Below are 16,996 nucleotides of genomic sequence, written 5' to 3'. Positions count from 1 at the left end.
CGGAATGCGGGTTCGGGCGCACCCCCGAGCACCGAGAGAATGACTACCGTGAGCACACGGCGACGCGGCGTCGGGTCGATGTGGCGACCGTGCGCAGCGGTGAGCCCCTGTTGCGTGTGACGTGGTCCGATCCGGTCACCGGTGCTCGTGGTTACCTCGTCGTGCACACGTTGGTGTCGGACCTGGCGACCGGGGGCACCCGGATGCGGGCAGGCTGCACGATGTCGGAGGTGGAGGATCTGGCCCGAGGCATGGCTGCCAAGACCGCGGTTTTCGACCTGCCGGTCGGCGGCGCGAAGGGCGGTATCGACTTCGACCGGAAGGACCCCCGTGCCGTCGGTGTTCTGGAGCGGTTCTGTCAGGCGATGCGCCCGTGGCTGGCCGCGCACTGGGTGACCGCGGAGGATCTGGGGGTGCCGCAGCATCTGCTCGACGACGTCTTCGCGCGGCTCGGCCTTCAGCAGTCCTACCATGCGGCGATCAGCCGGGCGGAAGATCCGCAGAGGACTCTGCGCCGGGTACGGGCCGCGTTGAACGCCCCGGTGCCCAGCGGTTTTCTGCTGGGCGATGTGATCGGCGGTTACGGGGTTGCGCAGGCCTGCCTCGGTACGGTGAGCGCATGTGGCTGGGTTCCGGCCGACACGACGGTGGCGATCCAGGGGATCGGCACTATGGGGGGCGGCGCGGCCTGGTATCTGTACGAGGCCGGTATGCGCGTGATTGCGGTCGCCGACGCCCTCGGCACGCTGTACTGTCCCGACGGCCTGGACGTTCCCGCGCTGCTCGGCCTGCGGGACGGCTACGGCGAGATCGACCGCTCCCGCGTCCCCTCGCATGTTCAGCGGTTGCCGAGCGCGGCTGTGATCGCGACTGCGGCAGACATCCTCGTCCCGGCCGCGATCTCGTATGCGATCACTGCGGATAACGTCGACCAGGTCGCCGCGACAGTCGTGATCGAGGCTGCGAATGCCGCGACGACCCCGCGGGCGGAGGCGGTGCTCACCGGTCGGGGTATTCCGGTGCTCCCCGACTTCGTTGCCAATGCCGGAGCAGTCGCCTGGGCCTGGTGGGTCCTACTCGGTCAGGTCGGTACCGACCCGGAGGACTCGTTCCTGCGGTTGCGTACCGAGATGCTGGCCAAGGTCGCGTTGCTGCTCGGGGAATGGATCCTGGACGGCGTGGCGCCACGGCAGACCGCGTGGGACCTCGTCGCGGCCAACCGCAGCGCGCCGGCTCCGGCCGATCCTCTGGCAGTACCGGCGCTCACCATCTCGTGAACGGTCGGCGATCAGCGAGAGAACCGGGCCGCCGGTTACGGGACCGTCAGAAGAACGGTTGATCCGGATCTGGCCGACACGCCGAGCTAGCTTGACGAGAAGGCAAGACCATGACGGAAACACTCGATCCTATGGACCAGTCGAAGATCGATCACCCGGAATTGGCGCAGCAACTGATCGCGAGGCCAAAGCCGAAGGTGTGGAGCTGGTCGGACCGAACGGGCTGCTCAACCAACTCACGGAAGCGGGGATGGATGAGCATCTCGGCTACGAAGAATTTGAGGTAGCGGGCCGCAACAGCGGGAACTTCCGCAACGGCCGACGAACGAAGACGGTGCTCACGGAGATCGGCCCCGGTCGACATCCAGGTCCCGCGTGACACCGATGCAAAAGCCTGACCACCGGGGAAATCGCCGCCCACTTCGACGACGTCTACGGCGCGACGGTCTCGAATGAGACGATTGGCAAATTACCGACAAGGTCCTCGCGGAGATGGCCGAATGGTCCGCCCGGCCGCTCGACTCGGTGGGGCAACGGTGTGCGGCCCGTCCCCGGTGAGGCCACGCTTTCGTTGGTCAAGCGGGAGAAGCTGAACTGCAGAAACGTGCGGTCGCGAAAGTCCTTCTGCAGGAAGGGCGTCTCCAACCCGGTCGGCCGCGTCGTCCTGATCATGGGGGAGGTCAAACACATCATCGAGCGGATGGTGTCGGTCGCGACCCAGCTCGATTCCGACGGAAACCTCGAGGCCTACGCCTATGCCGAGCGGTTCGTGACGCTGCCGGACGTCACCGTTGCCGACGCCGACACCTGGGTGAACACATATGTCCACCTTCATGGCCGGCACAGCAACATCGATTTCGATGCGATCGGTGGAACCAACAACGAGATCCCGATGATGGAAGAGATCATCGGCACCTCGACAAAGGCACCGCGGTCCCGACATTGGTGCTTTTCTCACCAGCTTCGGTCCTCGAGAAACTCGACAACCTGACCGGCCGACTCGTCGACAATGCCGCGTTCCTCGCGGTCGAGAACGTCGTCAGGCTCAGCGACGCGGCCCTGTACGAGCTGCTCCTCGGTGAGTACCCGGACTGGCTGCGCGCGGCACGGAAAGCCAGCATTCTCAGGTGAATCAAAGACTCGCGAGAGCGCCGTGCAGGTACCGTTGACGTCTCTATCGCCGCTGAAGTGTTGATCGTCGTGGGTGCATTGTCGAGCAAGTCGATTTCGTCGACGACTACGGCAGGAATCTCCCGTTATGTGTTCTCCCCTTCTCACCATATGGTAGATAGAGGGGCTTGCGGCAAGGCCCCCGACCTGCTGCACAATCTTCCGACCAACTACAACGGATGGGGTGGGTTGTCGTGACGAAACCTTTTGAAGTGCACGAGTCGGGTGCGTTCCTTCACGGCACCAAGGCGGACCTTACGGTGGGTGATGTGCTGGTGCCGGGGCACCTGTCGAACTACGGCGAAGGGAGACTCTCGAACCATGTCTATGTGACGCAAACATTGGATGCCGCAGTGTCGGGAGCTGAGCTGGCTGTCGGCGAGGGTCGGCGTCGCATCTACATCGTGGAACCGGAAGGTGCATTGGAGGACGACCCGAACGTGACGGACAAGAAGTTTCCCGGTAATCCGACCCGCTCTTTCCGCACAAGGGAGCCGGTGATGGTAGTCGGCGAGATCACGGACTGGGTGGGGCATTCACCCGAACAGCTTCACGCCATGCGGGACGGTTTGGCGGACCTCGAGCGCCGGGGACTTGCCGTTATCTACGACTAGATTCCGGACGCGCGGGTGATTAGTGGACCGGTCAGGTGGTGGCTAGGCAGGGCATCTCCACCGTGGAACTTGCTGATCAGATCAGCGCACCTCGCTGGCTGCGCTGAGTTGAACAGGTCCGCCGGGTCACCGACAGACCACCCAGGGGTGGGCGCGAAACACGTTGTCGTCCGCAGGTTTCTGGTCCGGGGGCTGGAACTGGTCAACGAGTCCGCCCACTTCGAGCCGAACGCGGAGGTCACGTTCACCGGTGCGTCCGGACCGATCTGCTTCGATGCGTCCTACCTGACAGAGGAGACCGTCGAGGGGGCCCGGCTGGGCTGACGTATGCGGATGGAGCAGAAGGGGCTGTTCGCCCTCGGTGGCCGGGTGGTTCGCGAGCCTGCGGCGGGACTTCGCCGCCGACCTGCGAGATACCTCGAGGCATTGCTCGAGACGCGTACTATGTATGGCCGCGATCCTGTGGTCAGGTCAAAGGGCGCTGCCGGCCTGCCATTGTTCCCACGGGACGGACCAGTCGCCGTTCTGCCACAGTTCGAGGGGAGCGCCGCCGGTATTTCGGACCTCGACGATGTCGCCAGGCTGGGAGAAGTCGTAGAACCAGCGGGCGTTGTCGGGGCTGAGGTTCAGGCAGCCGTGCGAGACGTTGGTGTTGCCCTGCGCCCAGATGGTGTCGGCGAGTTCGTGGAGGTAGATGCCGTCGTTGCTGATGCGGGTGGCGTAGTTGATCGATTCTTTGTAGCCGAGGCGGGAGTTCACCGGCAACCCGTAGGTGGAGGAGTCCATGATGACCGGGTTGGCCTTGTCGATGACGGTGTAGATGCCCGGCTGGGTCCAGAACGAGAGGGTCTGACCATCCACGACTTCGGTGCCGCCACGACCCATCGACGTCGGCATTGTGCGGACCACTTCGCCGTTGTCGCTGACGGTGACCTGTTTGGTGGTGTCGTCGGCGACGGAGATGTGGGCGTCGCCGATGGTGAACGAGGTCTGCGCGTCCTCTTGGCCGAAGAGGCCTTCGCCGAGCGGGATGCCGTAGACGTCGGCGCGGACGGTGACCTGGGTGCCGGGTGTCCAGTAGTTCTCCGGTCGCCAGTGCACGTTCTGGTCGTCGGCCCAGTACCAGGAGCCGGCGACCGGGGGTGTGGTCTCTACGTGCAGGGCCTTCTCGGCGGCGGCGCGGTCGCCGATCGGTTCGTCGAAGTGCGTGACGATCACGGCGCCGATGCCGAAGGTGCCGCCGTCGGCGAGCAAGTTGCCGCCGGTGGTGACGAAGGACGGCATGGTCTGGTTGCCGGGCGTGACCGTGGAGAACGTGCTGGTCTTCTCGCTCCGGACACCCTGGTCACCGACGGCGGCGACCGCGAGAGTGTAGGTGCGGCCGTAGCCGAGGGGTACTCCCGGTTTCCAGGACAGGCGGTCGGGAGTGAAGATGCCCTCGACCACTCGGCCTTCGTCGTTGGTCATGGTGACCGTCTCGAGGGTGCCACCAATGGTGCTCACCGATACGGGGTCGAGGGGATTGACCGCAGATGCACCGTCGGCTGGGGACACGGTGATCTCCGGTCCCGGTGGCGGCTTGGCCGGCCCTGCGGGTTGGTCGGTAGAGGGTGAGCAGGCAGCGGCCACGAGAGCGAGCAGTAGGACTGCGAGGACGTGGACGAGGTGACCGGGACGGCGACGGGCGTGCATGGCACTGATTGTCCCGTGCGGAAGGGTCCGAGCGCGTGCAGTCGCTGTGCGACGGAGGTCACCAGGGCACTTCGCTGCTGCGGCCTCCGCCCTTGGCGGGCTCGACCTGCAACGTGGTGTGGTCGAGGGCGACCCCCGGGCTGCCGCTGCATGCTGCTGCTCTGACACGCTCGCGGCCCGGTGGTGCCCGGCTGGCTCTGCCGGCGGACGTGCCCGGAGGCACCGTGACGATGCGCTGAGCGTGCCCGTCCGCGGCGGCACACCGGTGGTTGTCATGGCGGGGTGAACAACAAAGCCGGCCCCGAGTGCAACTGGGTCGGTGGATTACCGCGGGAGCGAGCCGGGAGTGTGCAGGAAACCGGATGTTCATGCCCGGGATGAAGTAGCCCTGTGCGCGGTCGCCACCGCACGCGCGCCAACTCGGTGCGGACGGGCGGCGAAGCCGCATAATTGAGGGTGCGAGGTGAGACCGGTGCGACAGACACCATGGTTGGCGACGACGACGTTCGTCGGGTCCGTTGCTCTGCTGCTCGCAGTCCACACCGGCGGCGGTGCGTCGAGCGAACCCGACCGGGAAGCGACGCGCATGCACGATCCCGCCGGGCCGGTCCTCATCCTCACTCCGCCGCGCGGGCAGCCGGGCGACCGCATCCAGTACCACGCGATGAATCTTCCGACCTGCGGCGGACCATGGGCGGTGGAGTTCGGCGATCGTGTCCTGGGCGAGACCCGTCAGGTCGGCAGCGTCGCCGACTTCCGCGCGGCGGTGCCGAACCGCGGCAGTCGCGGTTTCCAGGTGGCTGGTCTGCGGTGCCCGCCGACCCCGTCGATGGTGGTGCAGACGACGTTCGAGGTGCTCCCGGTGACACGCTCGTCGGAGCCGACCACTACCTGGATGCTGCCGCCACCACCAGAGCTACCGACGCGGACGAAGAGTCCCACACCGACGACCACCACCACCTCCACGCTGACAGCTCCTGCTGACGCGGAGCGGTAACGGCGGCAGCCGGAGCCGGAATGGCGGCGCCTGCGGAAGCTGCGCCACTGGAACCGACGTCGTTCACGGACCTGCTCGCACTCCGGTCGGTGTCCGTTGTGGGGTTGACCGCCCGTCGTGACGGAACTCGCCGCTGGTGACGGGGATCTTGAACTTCGCACAGGGTGGAGGATTACTTTACCGCGGACTGACTCCGTTGCATCGTGTCTCCCGCGTCGTGATCAGTTGGGTTGCGCGTCTTCTAGTTCGGTGCGTGCTCCGAGGGCTGGGTGTCGAAGACCGGTTTCCATGCACTGATGTCCGTCAGACTCGAGGCGACGGCTTGGTATTTGCTTCGTAGGTCGATCTTGCCGAGGCTGAACCAGCGGGCCTCGGCAGGGGAGGGGTTGGCCTGTGGTCTCTGATGATGTCGGGTATCGGTGCGGAGAGGTTGTTGACCAGGCTCGCGGCGACCCTGAGCATCTTCTGGAGGTGGGTGCGGTGGGTGTTTCCGAGTGTGGCGGCTTCGCCGCTGGTTCGGGGGAGTTCGGTGATCGAGCGCAGTACCCGGGCGTCCGGGCGACGACGAGGCGGTTGCGGAGGTGGAAGTAGGCCTGCCAGTCGATGGCGTCGCCTTTGTCGCTCCAGGCCATGCGCCAGATCGCGATGCCGGGCATGGTGACGGTCGGGTAGCCGGCCGTGCGGGCGCGGAGTCCGTATTCGACGTCGTTCCCATTGATGAACAGCGGCAGCGGCTGGCCGATATACAGAAAATCGCTGCATGGGATCCGCAACTTAGGAACGTGCTGTCTCTGATGAATTCGAAATGGCTTACCCGGCGACTTGGGCGCTTTGCTCGTCGAGGAACTGTTGCAGGAGTTCGCCGGTGTGTTTGATGTGGTCCATCATCGCTTCGCTGGCCTTCTTGGAGTCGCGAGTGCGTAAGGCGTCAAGCACACGCTTGCGTCCGGCAGCAGGGGGATAGCGATGTGTGGTCACGAAGAATCTGCTCGGAACGTACAACAAGGTGGTGGTCAACAGGAGTTTGAGCTTTGACGATTCTGAACTTCTGTTGATGATTCTGTGGAACTCGTCGTGAAGGTCTTGCACACGCGCGCTGTCCCCTTTGGCTGCGTACTCGTCGATCTTCTGATCGATTCGTTCGAGGGCTGCGAGGTGATCGGCAGTCAGATTCAGCGCGGCCCTTCCCGCAAGTTCTCCGGCCAAGAAGGCCTGAGCCAGAAAGATATCGGCGATATCGGTTCGACTGAGGGTGAGGACTCGAAAGCCCTTCCGTGGTTCGAGGCTGAGGAAGCCTTGACCGCGCAGTGCCTGCAATGCCTCGCGCACTGGTGTCGGGCTAACGCCGAGTTCCTCCGCGAGGATCTCCGCGCGCACTCGGTAGCCTGCTGGATACTGTCCGGTCAGAATCTGTTCCCGGATGTGGGACTCGACCTCCGTGGAGAGTTGGGGTCGGCCAATGAGTCCACTCTGTTTCGCTGTCTTCGGCATGGTCGCCCTCTCCCCGTTCAAGCTCCGACTCCGGCATCACTTTACTACAAACTCTATAGACAATACTATTTTGGTGTCGAGATGCTGCTATCCATCAGGATGGGGGAGATCCTGCCGGGTCTGCTCCACTTTCGTGGTCGGCGACCGAAGCGGTCGGTAGAACTCTCGATTGCCGTATTCGACCGGCCTACACGCCGGAGCGGAGCACGGCGAGTTGGGTCGCGGGTACAAGCCGCGTCATCTTCCTGAAACTGACCGGCAGCGCCCACGCCGGCCTCCTCCACGCAGCATGTTTGCAACTTTGAGAGATTCGAGGACGGCCAATGACTGAACAAACTCGACGGCGGATGGTGCAGATCCGGGGAGCGGTTCCTGCTGAGTGGGAGAACTTACTCGACCTGGATCCGACGTTTGCCGAAGCTTTCGCTGCGTATCTTGCGTCGGCATATGAGTCGGACGTACTACCGGCGCATGTTCGCGAACTGCTCCTCCTAGCGCATGACGCATCGGTCACGGTGCGCGATGTTGGCGGAGTCGAGCTGCGGGTGAGACGAGCCCTCGAGTTCGGAGCGACGGAGCGCGAAGTGCTCGACGTCCTGTTCCTCCTGCCGTTCATCGCGATACATGGCCTCAGCGAGGGACTTCCGCTCGTTCTCGACCGTGACCAGTACGGCGTTCCGGACGCCACCCGGGGGGCATACTGGGCCGCGTTCGAGGAGCGTTTTCCAGGCGTGCACGGGATGATGGCTGCGGAGCTACCGCGATTCTTCGACGCCTACCGAAATTTGGGCGAGGTGATTTGGTGTCAAGCTGAGCTGGAGCCGCGCTGGCGGGAACTAGCCCTCGTGGTGGCGGACATGTCCGCCACCCATCTGTTCACTGCGGGCGCCGCGATTCACATCCAGAATGCTCTGCGATACGGCGCTACGAAGGATCAGGTGGTTGCGACGCTAGCGCTGACCACCACCTTTGCCAGCACGGCTGTAGAACTCGGGGTACGCGCGATCGCTTCGTACCGCGCCCGCAATCAATGAGGAATCGGCTGGGGCAGGTGCAGTCGATGACCGCTTTGACGTGCATGGGCCGAACTCGTGTGAGGGGTATGCCGACCTCTGCGTGCTCACCGCCGGGCGAGTGTGGCCACAACTCGGTGTTGACGAGACGGCCACCACGTTTCTATATTTTCTATAGAAAACTCCATTCCTCTGATGCAAAAGGTGCGCCCATGCCGACTACTCCAGCCCAGCGACGGCCCAGTCAGCGACGCCTGATCGTCGCTGGCATCTCCACGTCGACCATCGAGTACTACGACTTCCTGCTATACGGGACGATGGCGGCGCTTGTCTTCAATCACCTGTTCTTTCCGTCCTTCAGTCAGGCGGCCGGCACGCTGGCAGCGTTCGCGACCTTCGCGTTCGGCTTCATCGCTAGGCCGATCGGCAGTCTGGTTTTCGGTCGGCTCGGCGACCGTATCGGTCGCAAGCACACACTGATGATCTCGCTGACGCTCATGGGACTCTCGACACTGGTGATCGGCATCATGCCGACCTACGCCACGATCGGGGTAGCAGCCCCGATCATTCTGGTGGCCATGCGGTTTCTGCAGGGGCTCGCACTGGGTGGGGAGTGGGCCGGAGCTTCCCTCGTGCTTGTCGAGAATTCTGCTCCGGGACGCGAAAACTTCATGGCGAGCACCGTCCAAATGGGTTCCCTCGGACTGGTGTTGTCGAGTCTTGCCACTACTGTGACGTCGAAACTGACCGGGGACGCGTTCACGACGTGGGGCTGGCGTCTGCCCTTCCTGGTCGGATTCGTTCTGTTTCTGTTCACGTTCTGGGTGCGCCGGAACATCGAAGACAGTGTGGAGTACACCGAAGCAAGGCAGAATGCCGACGAACGCTACGCCCTCGGGTTGGTGCAGACCGTGCGGGCTTTCTGGAAGCCGATCGTCCTCGGGTTCTTCGTCACTGGCGGCGGTGTCGTGGTGTACTTCACGATCACGACGTACGGGATCGCTTATGCGGCAGGAGCGTTGGGGTATGACCGATCGTCGGTTCTCGATGCGCTGACACTGGCGGCGATTGTCTACACCGTCGCGATTCCGCTTGCGGGATGGTCTGCCGATCGGTGGAGTGCACGGGTGGTGCTGACGGCGGGGTTCGTCTTCGGTGTGGCCTTGTCTTTCCCCTTTTTCTGGCTCCTCGAGTGCGGAGTCGTCGGCGTTTTCGTCGGACTCGCGTTGTACCTCGCGCTCTCGCATGCCCTCATTCAAGCGCCTCAGGCGGTCGTGTACAGCAAGCAGTTCCCTCCGCTCGCCCGCTATACCGGCACAGCCCTGAGTCATGCCCTCCCCACCGCGGTGGTCGGCGGCACCGCTCCGGTCATCGCGCAGGCCCTGCTCAATGCGACCGGGACAAATGCGGCGATTTCCCTCTATGTCCTCGTCATGGCTGCACTCGGCATAGTCTGCTCGTACATGCTCACCGCCGGGCAGTCCGGGCCCGCGAGTCGCCCGCGCGCCGATAGTGAGGCAGTTCCAGGAACAGTTCCCGACCGGGCCGGATAGCACGACGGGCAGCTGTCCCGCGCCCGCCCCCAGCGGCGGCTGGCGTTTGACACAACCACCGCGTCCAAATACTCTATAGAAAATAGTAAAAGAGGTGCCCATCGTGGATTTGACCGATACCCCATACGCCCTGGCGAACGAACCGGACGTGGCGGCGGTACTCGACGCCTATGCCGCCCGTCGCCCGGAACAGCCGTTGGTTGTCGACGAGGACCGCATTGTGACGGCTCGGCAGATGCTGCACCTGGTGCAGACGCTCCAGCACAACCTGGAGCAGGCTGGGCTGGAGCCGGGTGAGGCGGTCGGCGTCCTGCTCCCCAATGGATGGAGGTGGCTCGCAGCGACCCTGGCGCTGGTACGGGGTGGATTCATCGCCGTGCCACTCAACACCTGGTACAAGTCGGCAGAGTTGCGCTCGGCGCGAGGAAAGTCTCGGTTGCGTGCCGTGATCTCGCAGTCGGAGATAAATGGCCGGGACTACGTCTCATTGCTGGCAGCGTCCTCCTTACTGGAGCCCGACCTGGACGAGCACTATCGAGGTGCGTTCCTGTGGGACGGGGAATTGCCGACCGGTCTGTCGACGGTGCCGACCCGGATGCCGGCTTCCGTCGTCACATCGCACGAGGAAACGGCAATGTACGTCTTCACCAGCGGCAGTACTGCCGAGCCCAAGGTTGTCGTGCTCAGACACGGGGATCTCATGCGAAACGGATACGCGATGGGACAGCGACTCGGGGTGGAAGGGGGCGATCGAATCTGGTTCGCCGCCCCGTTGTTCTTCGGACTCGGCTGCGCCAACGCTCTGACTGTCGCTCTCACCCATGGGGTGACGCTCTGCCTGCAGGAACGGTTCGATCCGGCACGTTCCGCCGCATTTATCGAGCAGCACCAGTGCACGGTGTTCTACGGCGTCGGACCGATGGCTCGCGGTCTGGCGAAGGAGCAGGCGGTCAACCCCCGAGACCTGTCGTGCCTGACGAAGGGGGTGATCGGGGTGACGGCCGAGGACAAGAGAGTAGCGATCGACAAGCTCGGACTCGGCAACGCCCGCAGCGTGTATGGGCTGACCGAGTGTTACGGGCTGGCGGCGATGACCGAACCGGGTGACGATGCAGCAGCACTTGTTTACACCCAGGGACGGGCATTGCCGACTCAGGAGATTCGATGCGTTGACCGCAGGACGGGCGATGTCATAGCCGAGGGTTCGGCAGACCGGCTCGGTGAGATCCAACTTCGAGGGTGCACGACACCCGGCTACCTGAACAATGACGAAGCCAACGCGGCGTCCTTCACCTCCGACGGATGGTTCCGTACCGGCGACCTCGGATGGATCGACGGCGAGCAGCGACTGCATTTCGCGGGGCGGGTGAAGGAGGTTGTCAAGATCAACGGAATCACTATCTCCCCAGCCGAGGTCGAGGCCTACATCACCGAGCACCCCAATGTCGAGGACGCATATGTTTTCGGTTGGGCGGTCGACGACACGGAGGAGAAGTTGTGCTGCGCGGTCGTGCTGAATTCTTCCGACAGCAGAACGGATGCGGAGATCGGCCAATGGCTCGGACACTGGCTCCGCGAACGAATCTCATCGTACAAAGTCCCTGTCCGCTTCGTGGTCATCGAGGAAGGCAAGGTGCCGATGACCGCGACCGGGAAGATCAGTAAACGACTCATTGGCGAGCAGTTCATCGGACTGCAGGCCAGCGCGGAGGAGAACACATGCGTCAGGTGACGATGGAGCGATTCGGTGGACCTGAGGTGCTCGAAGTCGTCCATTCCGCCGATCCTCAGCCTCGTGCGACCCAGGTGATAGTCCAGGTCGACGCCGTGGGGGTGTGCGGGCACGATACCGCCGACCGGGCCGGGTTGACCCGGATACCGACACCGTGCGTGCTGGGCCACGAAATCGCGGGCACCGTAGTGGACGTTGGTGCATCAGTAACCCACATCAAGGTGGGCGACCGAGTGGCCTGCAAGCAACACCACACCTGTGGATGGTGCACCGCATGTCGGACGGGACGGGAACTCGACTGTACGCAAACCGTTTTCGTCTATGGCGGATATGCAGATTTCGCCGTACTCGAGGAAGACACCCTTGCTGTGCTACCCGACCAGGTATCCATGGCCACCGCTGCGATCGCGGCCTGTGCGGTGGGTAGTTGCGTGCAGGCACTCGACGGTGCCGCAAATCTGAGGCCCGAAGACACGGTGCTGATCACCGGCGCCGGCGGCGGCCTCGGCATTCACGCGCTGCAGGTGGCCGCCGCGAGGGGGGCCCGGGTGATCGCCTTGACGTCGTCGTCGTCGAAGATCGAGTCCCTTCGCAAGTACGGTGCCCATGAGGTCGTCCTTTCCACCGATGACCCCGTGACGCATCTCGCGGATCTCACCCGAGGACGTGGCGTCGACGTCGTACTCGACAATGTCGGGCTTCCGGCCGTCTTCGACACCGGATTTCGATCCTTGGCCCGCCGCGGTCGCTACGTCCTCACCGGCCAACTGAAGCGCGAGAAGATCAGCCTGTACCCGGCCTTCGTGTTCTTCAAGGAGGCCGTCATCACGGGTTCGGCCTCGACCTCGTCGAAATCGTTTCTCGAAGCCATCGATCTCGTCGCATCAGGATCGGTCACCGGTGTTACCACCGAGTACCCCCTCGATCAGGTCGTCGACGCCCATCGGGCGGTCGAGAGTTCGGCGGTGCTGGGCCGGGCGGTTCTGGTGCCGTGAACCCCCTCTCGATCTCGCCGCGTGTCGAACGCAGCGAGATGCTCTGCCCCGGTCCGGCTCTCGAGCTGGCCATGCTTCTGGGCCTTCCGGACCGGCTGCCCGATGGAGAGGCGGCGCTGCCGCCGCTGTGGCATTGGATGTACCTACCGGAGCGCCCGAACCGGTCCGATGTCGGAGAGGACGGTCTGCCCACACACGGATCGCTCGTTCCCTCCCCGTCCACCGGCAGCCGACGACTACTCGCTGGCGGCACCGTCGAGCTCGTCTCCGCACTGCGGATCGGCCACTCGGTGACACGCCGCTCGGTCGTGGCCGGCCGGCAGACGAAGACGGGTAGGTCAGGCCGCCTCGTATTCACGACAATCGTTCATGAATTTGTTCAGAACGGCCGGATCTGCATCCGTGAGAGGCAGGACGTTGTCGACGTCCCGCCGCGGTCGGCGGGGGCCGGCGAGCAAGGCGCCCGACCGACCGAGATGATCGGCCCGGATCGCACCGAAGTCTCTATCGATCCGGTTCTGTTGTTTCGTTTCTCCGCCGCGGCGGGCGTATCACACCGCATTCATTGGGACGAGAAGTACGCGCAGGAGGTCGAGGGGTATCCCGGGCTCGTGGTGCAGGGCCCGCTTCAAACAATTCTGATGGCCGAGGGCCTACGGACGAGGCGTCAACGGACCCCCCGTGCGCTCGACTACCGATATCTCGCTCCCCTCATCGCGAACAGACGAATGTTCATCTGCTGGAACGGGGCCGAAGCCTACGTCCAGGACGGAACCGGACGGAGAACCGCGTGGGTGCGAGTCCACGAGTGAACCGGCGGATCTGCGCTCAAATTCGGACAAGGAAAGAAGATGACTGGTGAGAGATAGCAACAGCAGTGCCAGCGCGCTCACGCTGCCGCACGACGCCCGCGTCATCGGCGCGGGCCTCGGGTTCACCGAGGGGCCGGCGGCGCTGAATACCGGCGAAGTCGGTGTAGTGAGTATCAACCGCGGAAAGGTGTATGCGGTCGACCTGCAGGGGGCGGGCGCACGTGAGATCGCCGAGACCGGGGGTGGACCCAACTGCCTCGCCATCGGGACCAAGGGCGAGATCTGGGTAACCCAGAACGGTGCCACCGCGATGGCGAGCAAATCCGCCCTGTCCCAGGCCCCGTCCATCCAGAAAATCGACGGGGGAGTGGTGTCCACGGTGCTCCACACCGGTGTGTCCGCCCCGAGTGACTGCGTCATCGGCCCTGACGGCAGACTGTGGTTCACCGATCCGGCAAGTCACGGCACCGGCGCGGCGAATACCTCAGGCGCTCTGCGCGTGCTTGATCCCGAGACGTCGAACGTGTCCACCCTGCTCGAAGACCTGCAGTTTCCGAACGGGTTGTGCTTCGCGCGCGAACCCGGCCACCTCTACGTGGCCGAGACCGTGCGCGGAGTTGTGCGGCGGTACCGGTTCGACGGGGCCCAATGTCAGTGGGATGGATGGGAAGCCGAAGTCCCGGGCGGAACCCCGGACGGTATCGCCCTCGACAGTCAGGGCTGGCTGTGGGTTGCCGGCGGCACGGGCGACAACGTCGTCGCATTCGACCCAGCCGGGAAGGTTCGCAACGAACTGTCATTCGGTCACGGTGTATTGGTGACCAGTGTCTGCTTCGCCGGCGAACGACTCGAAACACTGGTCGTCACCGTCGCAAAAGGTGGCTCCGTCATTGCGTTGCCGGCGATTCACCCAGGACAGCCGTTGCCGGTGACGCGTCTCGACGAGATCGACGATGCGGCAAAAAGGTGTGGGTGCCATGACTGACCGCCCCTACGACGGCATCCGCGTACTCGAATTCGCGGGACTGGGTGCTGCCCCCTTTGCGTGCAGCCTGCTGGCGGATGCCGGAGCTGACGTGATCCGGATCGAACGTCCCGGCGGAACGCCTACGACACCGTCGCCGACCTTTCGCGGACGCACCACAATCGAAGCGGACCTCAAGAACGCGGACGATTACGCACGAGTACGGGAAATCGCCACTCGAGCAGATGTTCTCGTGGAGGGATTCCGGCCGGGAGTCATGGAGAGACTGGGGCTCGGTCCCGACGATCTCTCCCACGACCATCCTGGATTGGTATATGCGCGAATGACCGGTTGGGGGCAGTCCGGGCCCGCCGCCCATGAGCCGGGCCACGATCTGAATTACCTCGCCATGTCCGGGGCAGCGAGGGCGATCGCCCGAGAGGGCGAGGACCCGGTGCCGCCCCTGAACATGATCGCCGATTACGGGGGCGGATTGATGCTCGCTTACGGAATCGGTCTCGCGCTGTTCGAGCGCCGTACCTCAGGTCGGGGCCAAGTGATCGACGCAGCCATGGCTGATGCGGCACTACTGCTGATGTCGGGCCTGTGGCAGCGCAAAGCCGAGGGGCGTTGGTCCCCGGTCCCGGGGACCAACGACATGGATTCCGGTGCCCCCTTCTACAACAGCTACCGAACCAGCGACAGCCACTACATGGCCGTTGGCAGCGCCGAGCCGAAGTTCTACGCGAACCTCCTGCGGGTGCTCGGGCTCCACGACGAACTGCACGACCTGCAAAATGACCGGGCCCGATGGCCGGAGGCCAAGCGCCGCATCGCAGACGTTTTTGCCACCAAAAGTCGGGCTGAATGGACAACACTCTTCGCCGGCGCCGAAGCCTGTGTGACACCCGTCAACGCTGTCGAAGAAGTCGCATCCGATCCACACGTGCGTGCACGCGCAATGATGTTCGACCAGAACGGAATTCAATTTCCCGCCGCTGCGCCTCGACTGAGTCGCACGGAGCTGAGACTCAGCGATTCATCCATCCGACCACTCGCTCTGCACGATGTCGGCGAGCAATGGCGCAGCGCTGATGCTACCCAACAACCAGTTAAGGAGGGCATGTGACTAACGTGCTCGATCTCCCCCCGTTGAGGTCGGACTTGTTCACCACGGAGCCGTTCGCATTGGTCGGCACACGATGTCAGTCCGGGCATGCCTCGTTTCCGAGCAGAGATTTCTGCCCGGTCTGCTATTCCACCGATGTTCAACCGATCGAACTGCCCCGTTCCGGAACTGTGGAGACGTTCACCACGGTTCACCAAGCCCCACCCGGCGTGGCAGTTCCCTATCACCTGGCCTTCGTGAGGCTTCCCGGTCCCGTGGTTCTGCTGTCCCGGCTGCAACTCGCCGCCGGTGGGGAACCGAAGATCGGCGACGAGGTCCATATCGTTCCGTCCCGGCTACGGGTTGACGACGTGGACCACCTCACCTTCGCTTTCGAACTGAAGGAGCACTCATGACAAGGACACCGGTCCATGCCGTCGGGGCCGGCATGGTCAGATTCGGCAAGTACCCGAAAAGTGTCACACTCGAGAAGATGGCGGTCAGTGCCGCTCGCACCGCCCTCTCCGAGGCGACGGCAACCCCCCAGAACATCGACGCCCTGTACCTCGGAACCGTTCTCGGGGGATCGGTCGCAGGCCAGCGGGTCGCCGCGCAACTGGGGATGTCGGGCCAACCCGTCACAAATCTCGAGAACGCCTGTTCAAGCGGTGCAACCGCAGTACGCGACGCCTGGGTCGCAGTATCGACCGGTCTCCACGATGTCGTTCTGGTCATCGGTGCGGAAAAGATGACCGATCGAATTTCAGGCGGGATCCTCGCCGACCTCTCCGACCTTGACGCGGCAACCGGTTTGATCATGGCCGCCAACCACGCAATGAGCGCTCGCAGGTACATGCACGATCACGGCGCCACACGCGCACAGATCGCCGCAGTCGCAGTCAAGAACCACGCACACTCCGTACACAATCCATTCGCGCAGTATCAGCACGCGATCAGCTTGGCTCGAGTCCTCGAAGCAAGGCCCATCGCCGATCCGCTAGGACTCCTCGACTGCAGCCCCATCAGCGACGGTGCCGCCGCGCTGGTCGTCGCGAATACAGCCGGCCTCGCACGACTCGGTTTGGACCGAAACCATCCCCGAATCCTTGGATGTGGACTTGTCAGCGGGACCTTGCACGACGGCACCCGCTCGATCAATGAAGAGGACATCTCCCGCCGCGGCGGCGAAGCTGCCTGGGACATCGCAGGAATCGACCCCAGTGACGTCGACTTCGTGGAAATGCACGACTGCTTCACCATCGCGGAGATCGTCCGGATGGAAGGTCTCGGATTGATTCCACGCGGCGAAGGTGGCCGGTGGGCCGAACAGGGCCTGACCGCGTTGGGAGGAAAGCTCCCCGTCAACCCCAGCGGCGGCCTCCTTTCCCGAGGACACCCGGTCGGAGCCACCGGTGTAGCCCAGGCTTGCGAGTTGACGTGGCAGCTGCGCGGGCAGGCCGGTGGCCGTCAAGTCGCAGGTGCGAAAACGGGCCTGGCGTACTGCAAGGGTGGCACTGTGGCGGGAACCGACGGCGCCTCCGTCACGACGTTGGTGATGCAAGCATGAACCACCCAACC

The 16,996-nt window shown here is 64.0% G+C and carries 17 protein-coding genes and 2 pseudogenes; 16 read left to right on the top strand and 3 right to left on the bottom strand.

Annotated elements, in window-relative coordinates:
• The 6 genes and pseudogenes from ACFVJ3_RS41685 to ACFVJ3_RS41660 form a co-directional block, all read left to right on the top strand.
• A partial coding sequence (locus ACFVJ3_RS41685) for a Glu/Leu/Phe/Val dehydrogenase dimerization domain-containing protein (RefSeq protein WP_378457634.1) occupies positions 1 to 1,277 on the top strand: 1,277 nt, incomplete at its 5' end.
• A gap of 110 nt (positions 1,278 to 1,387) precedes the next feature.
• Positions 1,388 to 1,805: pseudogene (locus ACFVJ3_RS41680) on the top strand (transposase); the annotation flags it as partial.
• Between the two features lie 76 nt (positions 1,806 to 1,881).
• The gene (locus ACFVJ3_RS41675) at positions 1,882 to 2,268 is read left to right on the top strand and encodes a VWA domain-containing protein (RefSeq protein WP_378457633.1); all 387 of its coding nucleotides are present in this window, start codon (positions 1,882 to 1,884) and stop codon (positions 2,266 to 2,268) included.
• Positions 2,223 to 2,408 carry a VWA domain-containing protein gene (locus tag ACFVJ3_RS41670; RefSeq protein WP_378457632.1) on the top strand — a complete coding sequence of 62 codons (186 nt, stop codon included), beginning with the start codon at positions 2,223 to 2,225 and terminating at the stop codon, positions 2,406 to 2,408. The genes ACFVJ3_RS41675 and ACFVJ3_RS41670 overlap by 46 nt, the downstream gene beginning before the upstream one ends.
• A gap of 218 nt (positions 2,409 to 2,626) precedes the next feature.
• On the top strand, positions 2,627 to 3,061 hold the full coding sequence (gene arr, locus ACFVJ3_RS41665) for an NAD(+)--rifampin ADP-ribosyltransferase (RefSeq protein WP_378457631.1): 435 nt from the start codon (positions 2,627 to 2,629) through the stop codon (positions 3,059 to 3,061).
• A 147-nt stretch (positions 3,062 to 3,208) separates the two neighbouring features.
• Entirely contained in the window at positions 3,209 to 3,385 is a 177-nt protein-coding gene (locus ACFVJ3_RS41660) for a hypothetical protein (RefSeq protein ID WP_378457630.1), read from the top strand.
• Positions 3,386 to 3,532: 147 nt separating this feature from the next.
• On the opposite strand, the gene ACFVJ3_RS41655 is transcribed toward ACFVJ3_RS41660, so the two are convergent.
• Complete coding sequence (locus ACFVJ3_RS41655) at positions 3,533 to 4,753, bottom strand: Ig-like domain-containing protein (RefSeq protein ID WP_378457629.1); 1,221 nt, start codon at positions 4,751 to 4,753, stop codon at positions 3,533 to 3,535.
• A gap of 472 nt (positions 4,754 to 5,225) precedes the next feature.
• Here ACFVJ3_RS41655 and ACFVJ3_RS41650 point away from each other — a divergent pair, with 472 nt between their 5' ends.
• A complete protein-coding gene (locus ACFVJ3_RS41650) occupies positions 5,226 to 5,750 on the top strand; it encodes a hypothetical protein (RefSeq protein WP_378457628.1) in 525 nt (174 codons plus the stop codon).
• A 340-nt stretch (positions 5,751 to 6,090) separates the two neighbouring features.
• Here the strand turns inward: ACFVJ3_RS41650 and ACFVJ3_RS41645 are convergent.
• Positions 6,091 to 6,493 (bottom strand): annotated as a pseudogene (locus ACFVJ3_RS41645) (hypothetical protein); the annotation flags it as partial.
• 67 nt (positions 6,494 to 6,560) lie between these two features.
• A complete protein-coding gene (locus ACFVJ3_RS41640; RefSeq protein WP_378457627.1) occupies positions 6,561 to 7,241 on the bottom strand; it encodes a GntR family transcriptional regulator in 681 nt (226 codons plus the stop codon).
• Positions 7,242 to 7,564: 323 nt separating this feature from the next.
• Here ACFVJ3_RS41640 and ACFVJ3_RS41635 point away from each other — a divergent pair, with 323 nt between their 5' ends.
• From ACFVJ3_RS41635 to ACFVJ3_RS41595, 9 genes are all read left to right on the top strand, one after another.
• On the top strand, positions 7,565 to 8,275 hold the full coding sequence (locus ACFVJ3_RS41635) for a carboxymuconolactone decarboxylase family protein (protein ID WP_378457626.1): 711 nt from the start codon (positions 7,565 to 7,567) through the stop codon (positions 8,273 to 8,275).
• Between the two features lie 191 nt (positions 8,276 to 8,466).
• Positions 8,467 to 9,807 carry an MFS transporter gene (locus ACFVJ3_RS41630; protein ID WP_378457625.1) on the top strand — a complete coding sequence of 447 codons (1,341 nt, stop codon included), beginning with the start codon at positions 8,467 to 8,469 and terminating at the stop codon, positions 9,805 to 9,807.
• A 103-nt stretch (positions 9,808 to 9,910) separates the two neighbouring features.
• Complete coding sequence (locus ACFVJ3_RS41625; protein WP_378457624.1) at positions 9,911 to 11,539, top strand: class I adenylate-forming enzyme family protein; 1,629 nt, start codon at positions 9,911 to 9,913, stop codon at positions 11,537 to 11,539.
• Complete coding sequence (locus ACFVJ3_RS41620; RefSeq protein WP_378457623.1) at positions 11,527 to 12,534, top strand: alcohol dehydrogenase catalytic domain-containing protein; 1,008 nt, start codon at positions 11,527 to 11,529, stop codon at positions 12,532 to 12,534. Before ACFVJ3_RS41625 ends, ACFVJ3_RS41620 begins: the two co-directional genes overlap by 13 nt.
• Positions 12,531 to 13,346: a hypothetical protein gene (locus ACFVJ3_RS41615; RefSeq protein ID WP_378457622.1), complete on the top strand. Its 816-nt coding sequence runs from the start codon at positions 12,531 to 12,533 to the stop codon at positions 13,344 to 13,346. Before ACFVJ3_RS41620 ends, ACFVJ3_RS41615 begins: the two co-directional genes overlap by 4 nt.
• A 46-nt stretch (positions 13,347 to 13,392) precedes the next feature.
• On the top strand, positions 13,393 to 14,331 hold the full coding sequence (locus ACFVJ3_RS41610; protein ID WP_378457621.1) for an SMP-30/gluconolactonase/LRE family protein: 939 nt from the start codon (positions 13,393 to 13,395) through the stop codon (positions 14,329 to 14,331).
• Positions 14,300 to 15,439, top strand: a complete 1,140-nt coding sequence (locus ACFVJ3_RS41605; protein WP_378457620.1) for a CaiB/BaiF CoA transferase family protein — start codon at positions 14,300 to 14,302, stop codon at positions 15,437 to 15,439. The genes ACFVJ3_RS41610 and ACFVJ3_RS41605 overlap by 32 nt, the downstream gene beginning before the upstream one ends.
• Positions 15,436 to 15,834, top strand: a complete 399-nt coding sequence (locus ACFVJ3_RS41600; protein WP_378457619.1) for a Zn-ribbon domain-containing OB-fold protein — start codon at positions 15,436 to 15,438, stop codon at positions 15,832 to 15,834. Before ACFVJ3_RS41605 ends, ACFVJ3_RS41600 begins: the two co-directional genes overlap by 4 nt.
• Entirely contained in the window at positions 15,831 to 16,985 is a 1,155-nt protein-coding gene (locus ACFVJ3_RS41595) for a thiolase family protein (protein ID WP_378457618.1), read from the top strand. The genes ACFVJ3_RS41600 and ACFVJ3_RS41595 overlap by 4 nt, the downstream gene beginning before the upstream one ends.
• Positions 16,986 to 16,996: the final 11 nt, after the last annotated feature.

It is taken from the genome of Rhodococcus sp. NPDC127593 (assembly GCF_042671975.1).
GTDB lineage: Bacteria > Actinomycetota > Actinomycetes > Mycobacteriales > Mycobacteriaceae > Rhodococcus_F.
Note: the sequence above shows the minus strand (reverse complement) of the source record. Positions and strands in the feature narration are given on the sequence as shown.

What these genes read in the sequence shown, in the direction of transcription:
- ACFVJ3_RS41635 (WP_378457626.1), top strand. Translation starts at nt 7,565, where the DNA reads ATGACTGAACAAACTCGACGGCGGATGGTGCAGATCCGGGGAGCGGTT.
- ACFVJ3_RS41630 (WP_378457625.1), top strand. Translation starts at nt 8,467, where the DNA reads ATGCCGACTACTCCAGCCCAGCGACGGCCCAGTCAGCGACGCCTGATC.
- ACFVJ3_RS41640 (WP_378457627.1), bottom strand. Translation starts at nt 7,241, where the DNA reads ATGCCGAAGACAGCGAAACAGAGTGGACTCATTGGCCGACCCCAACTC.
- arr (WP_378457631.1), top strand. Translation starts at nt 2,627, where the DNA reads ATGGGGTGGGTTGTCGTGACGAAACCTTTTGAAGTGCACGAGTCGGGT.
- ACFVJ3_RS41595 (WP_378457618.1), top strand. Translation starts at nt 15,831, where the DNA reads ATGACAAGGACACCGGTCCATGCCGTCGGGGCCGGCATGGTCAGATTC.
- ACFVJ3_RS41620 (WP_378457623.1), top strand. Translation starts at nt 11,527, where the DNA reads ATGCGTCAGGTGACGATGGAGCGATTCGGTGGACCTGAGGTGCTCGAA.
- ACFVJ3_RS41655 (WP_378457629.1), bottom strand. Translation starts at nt 4,753, where the DNA reads ATGCACGCCCGTCGCCGTCCCGGTCACCTCGTCCACGTCCTCGCAGTC.
- ACFVJ3_RS41605 (WP_378457620.1), top strand. Translation starts at nt 14,300, where the DNA reads ATGCGGCAAAAAGGTGTGGGTGCCATGACTGACCGCCCCTACGACGGC.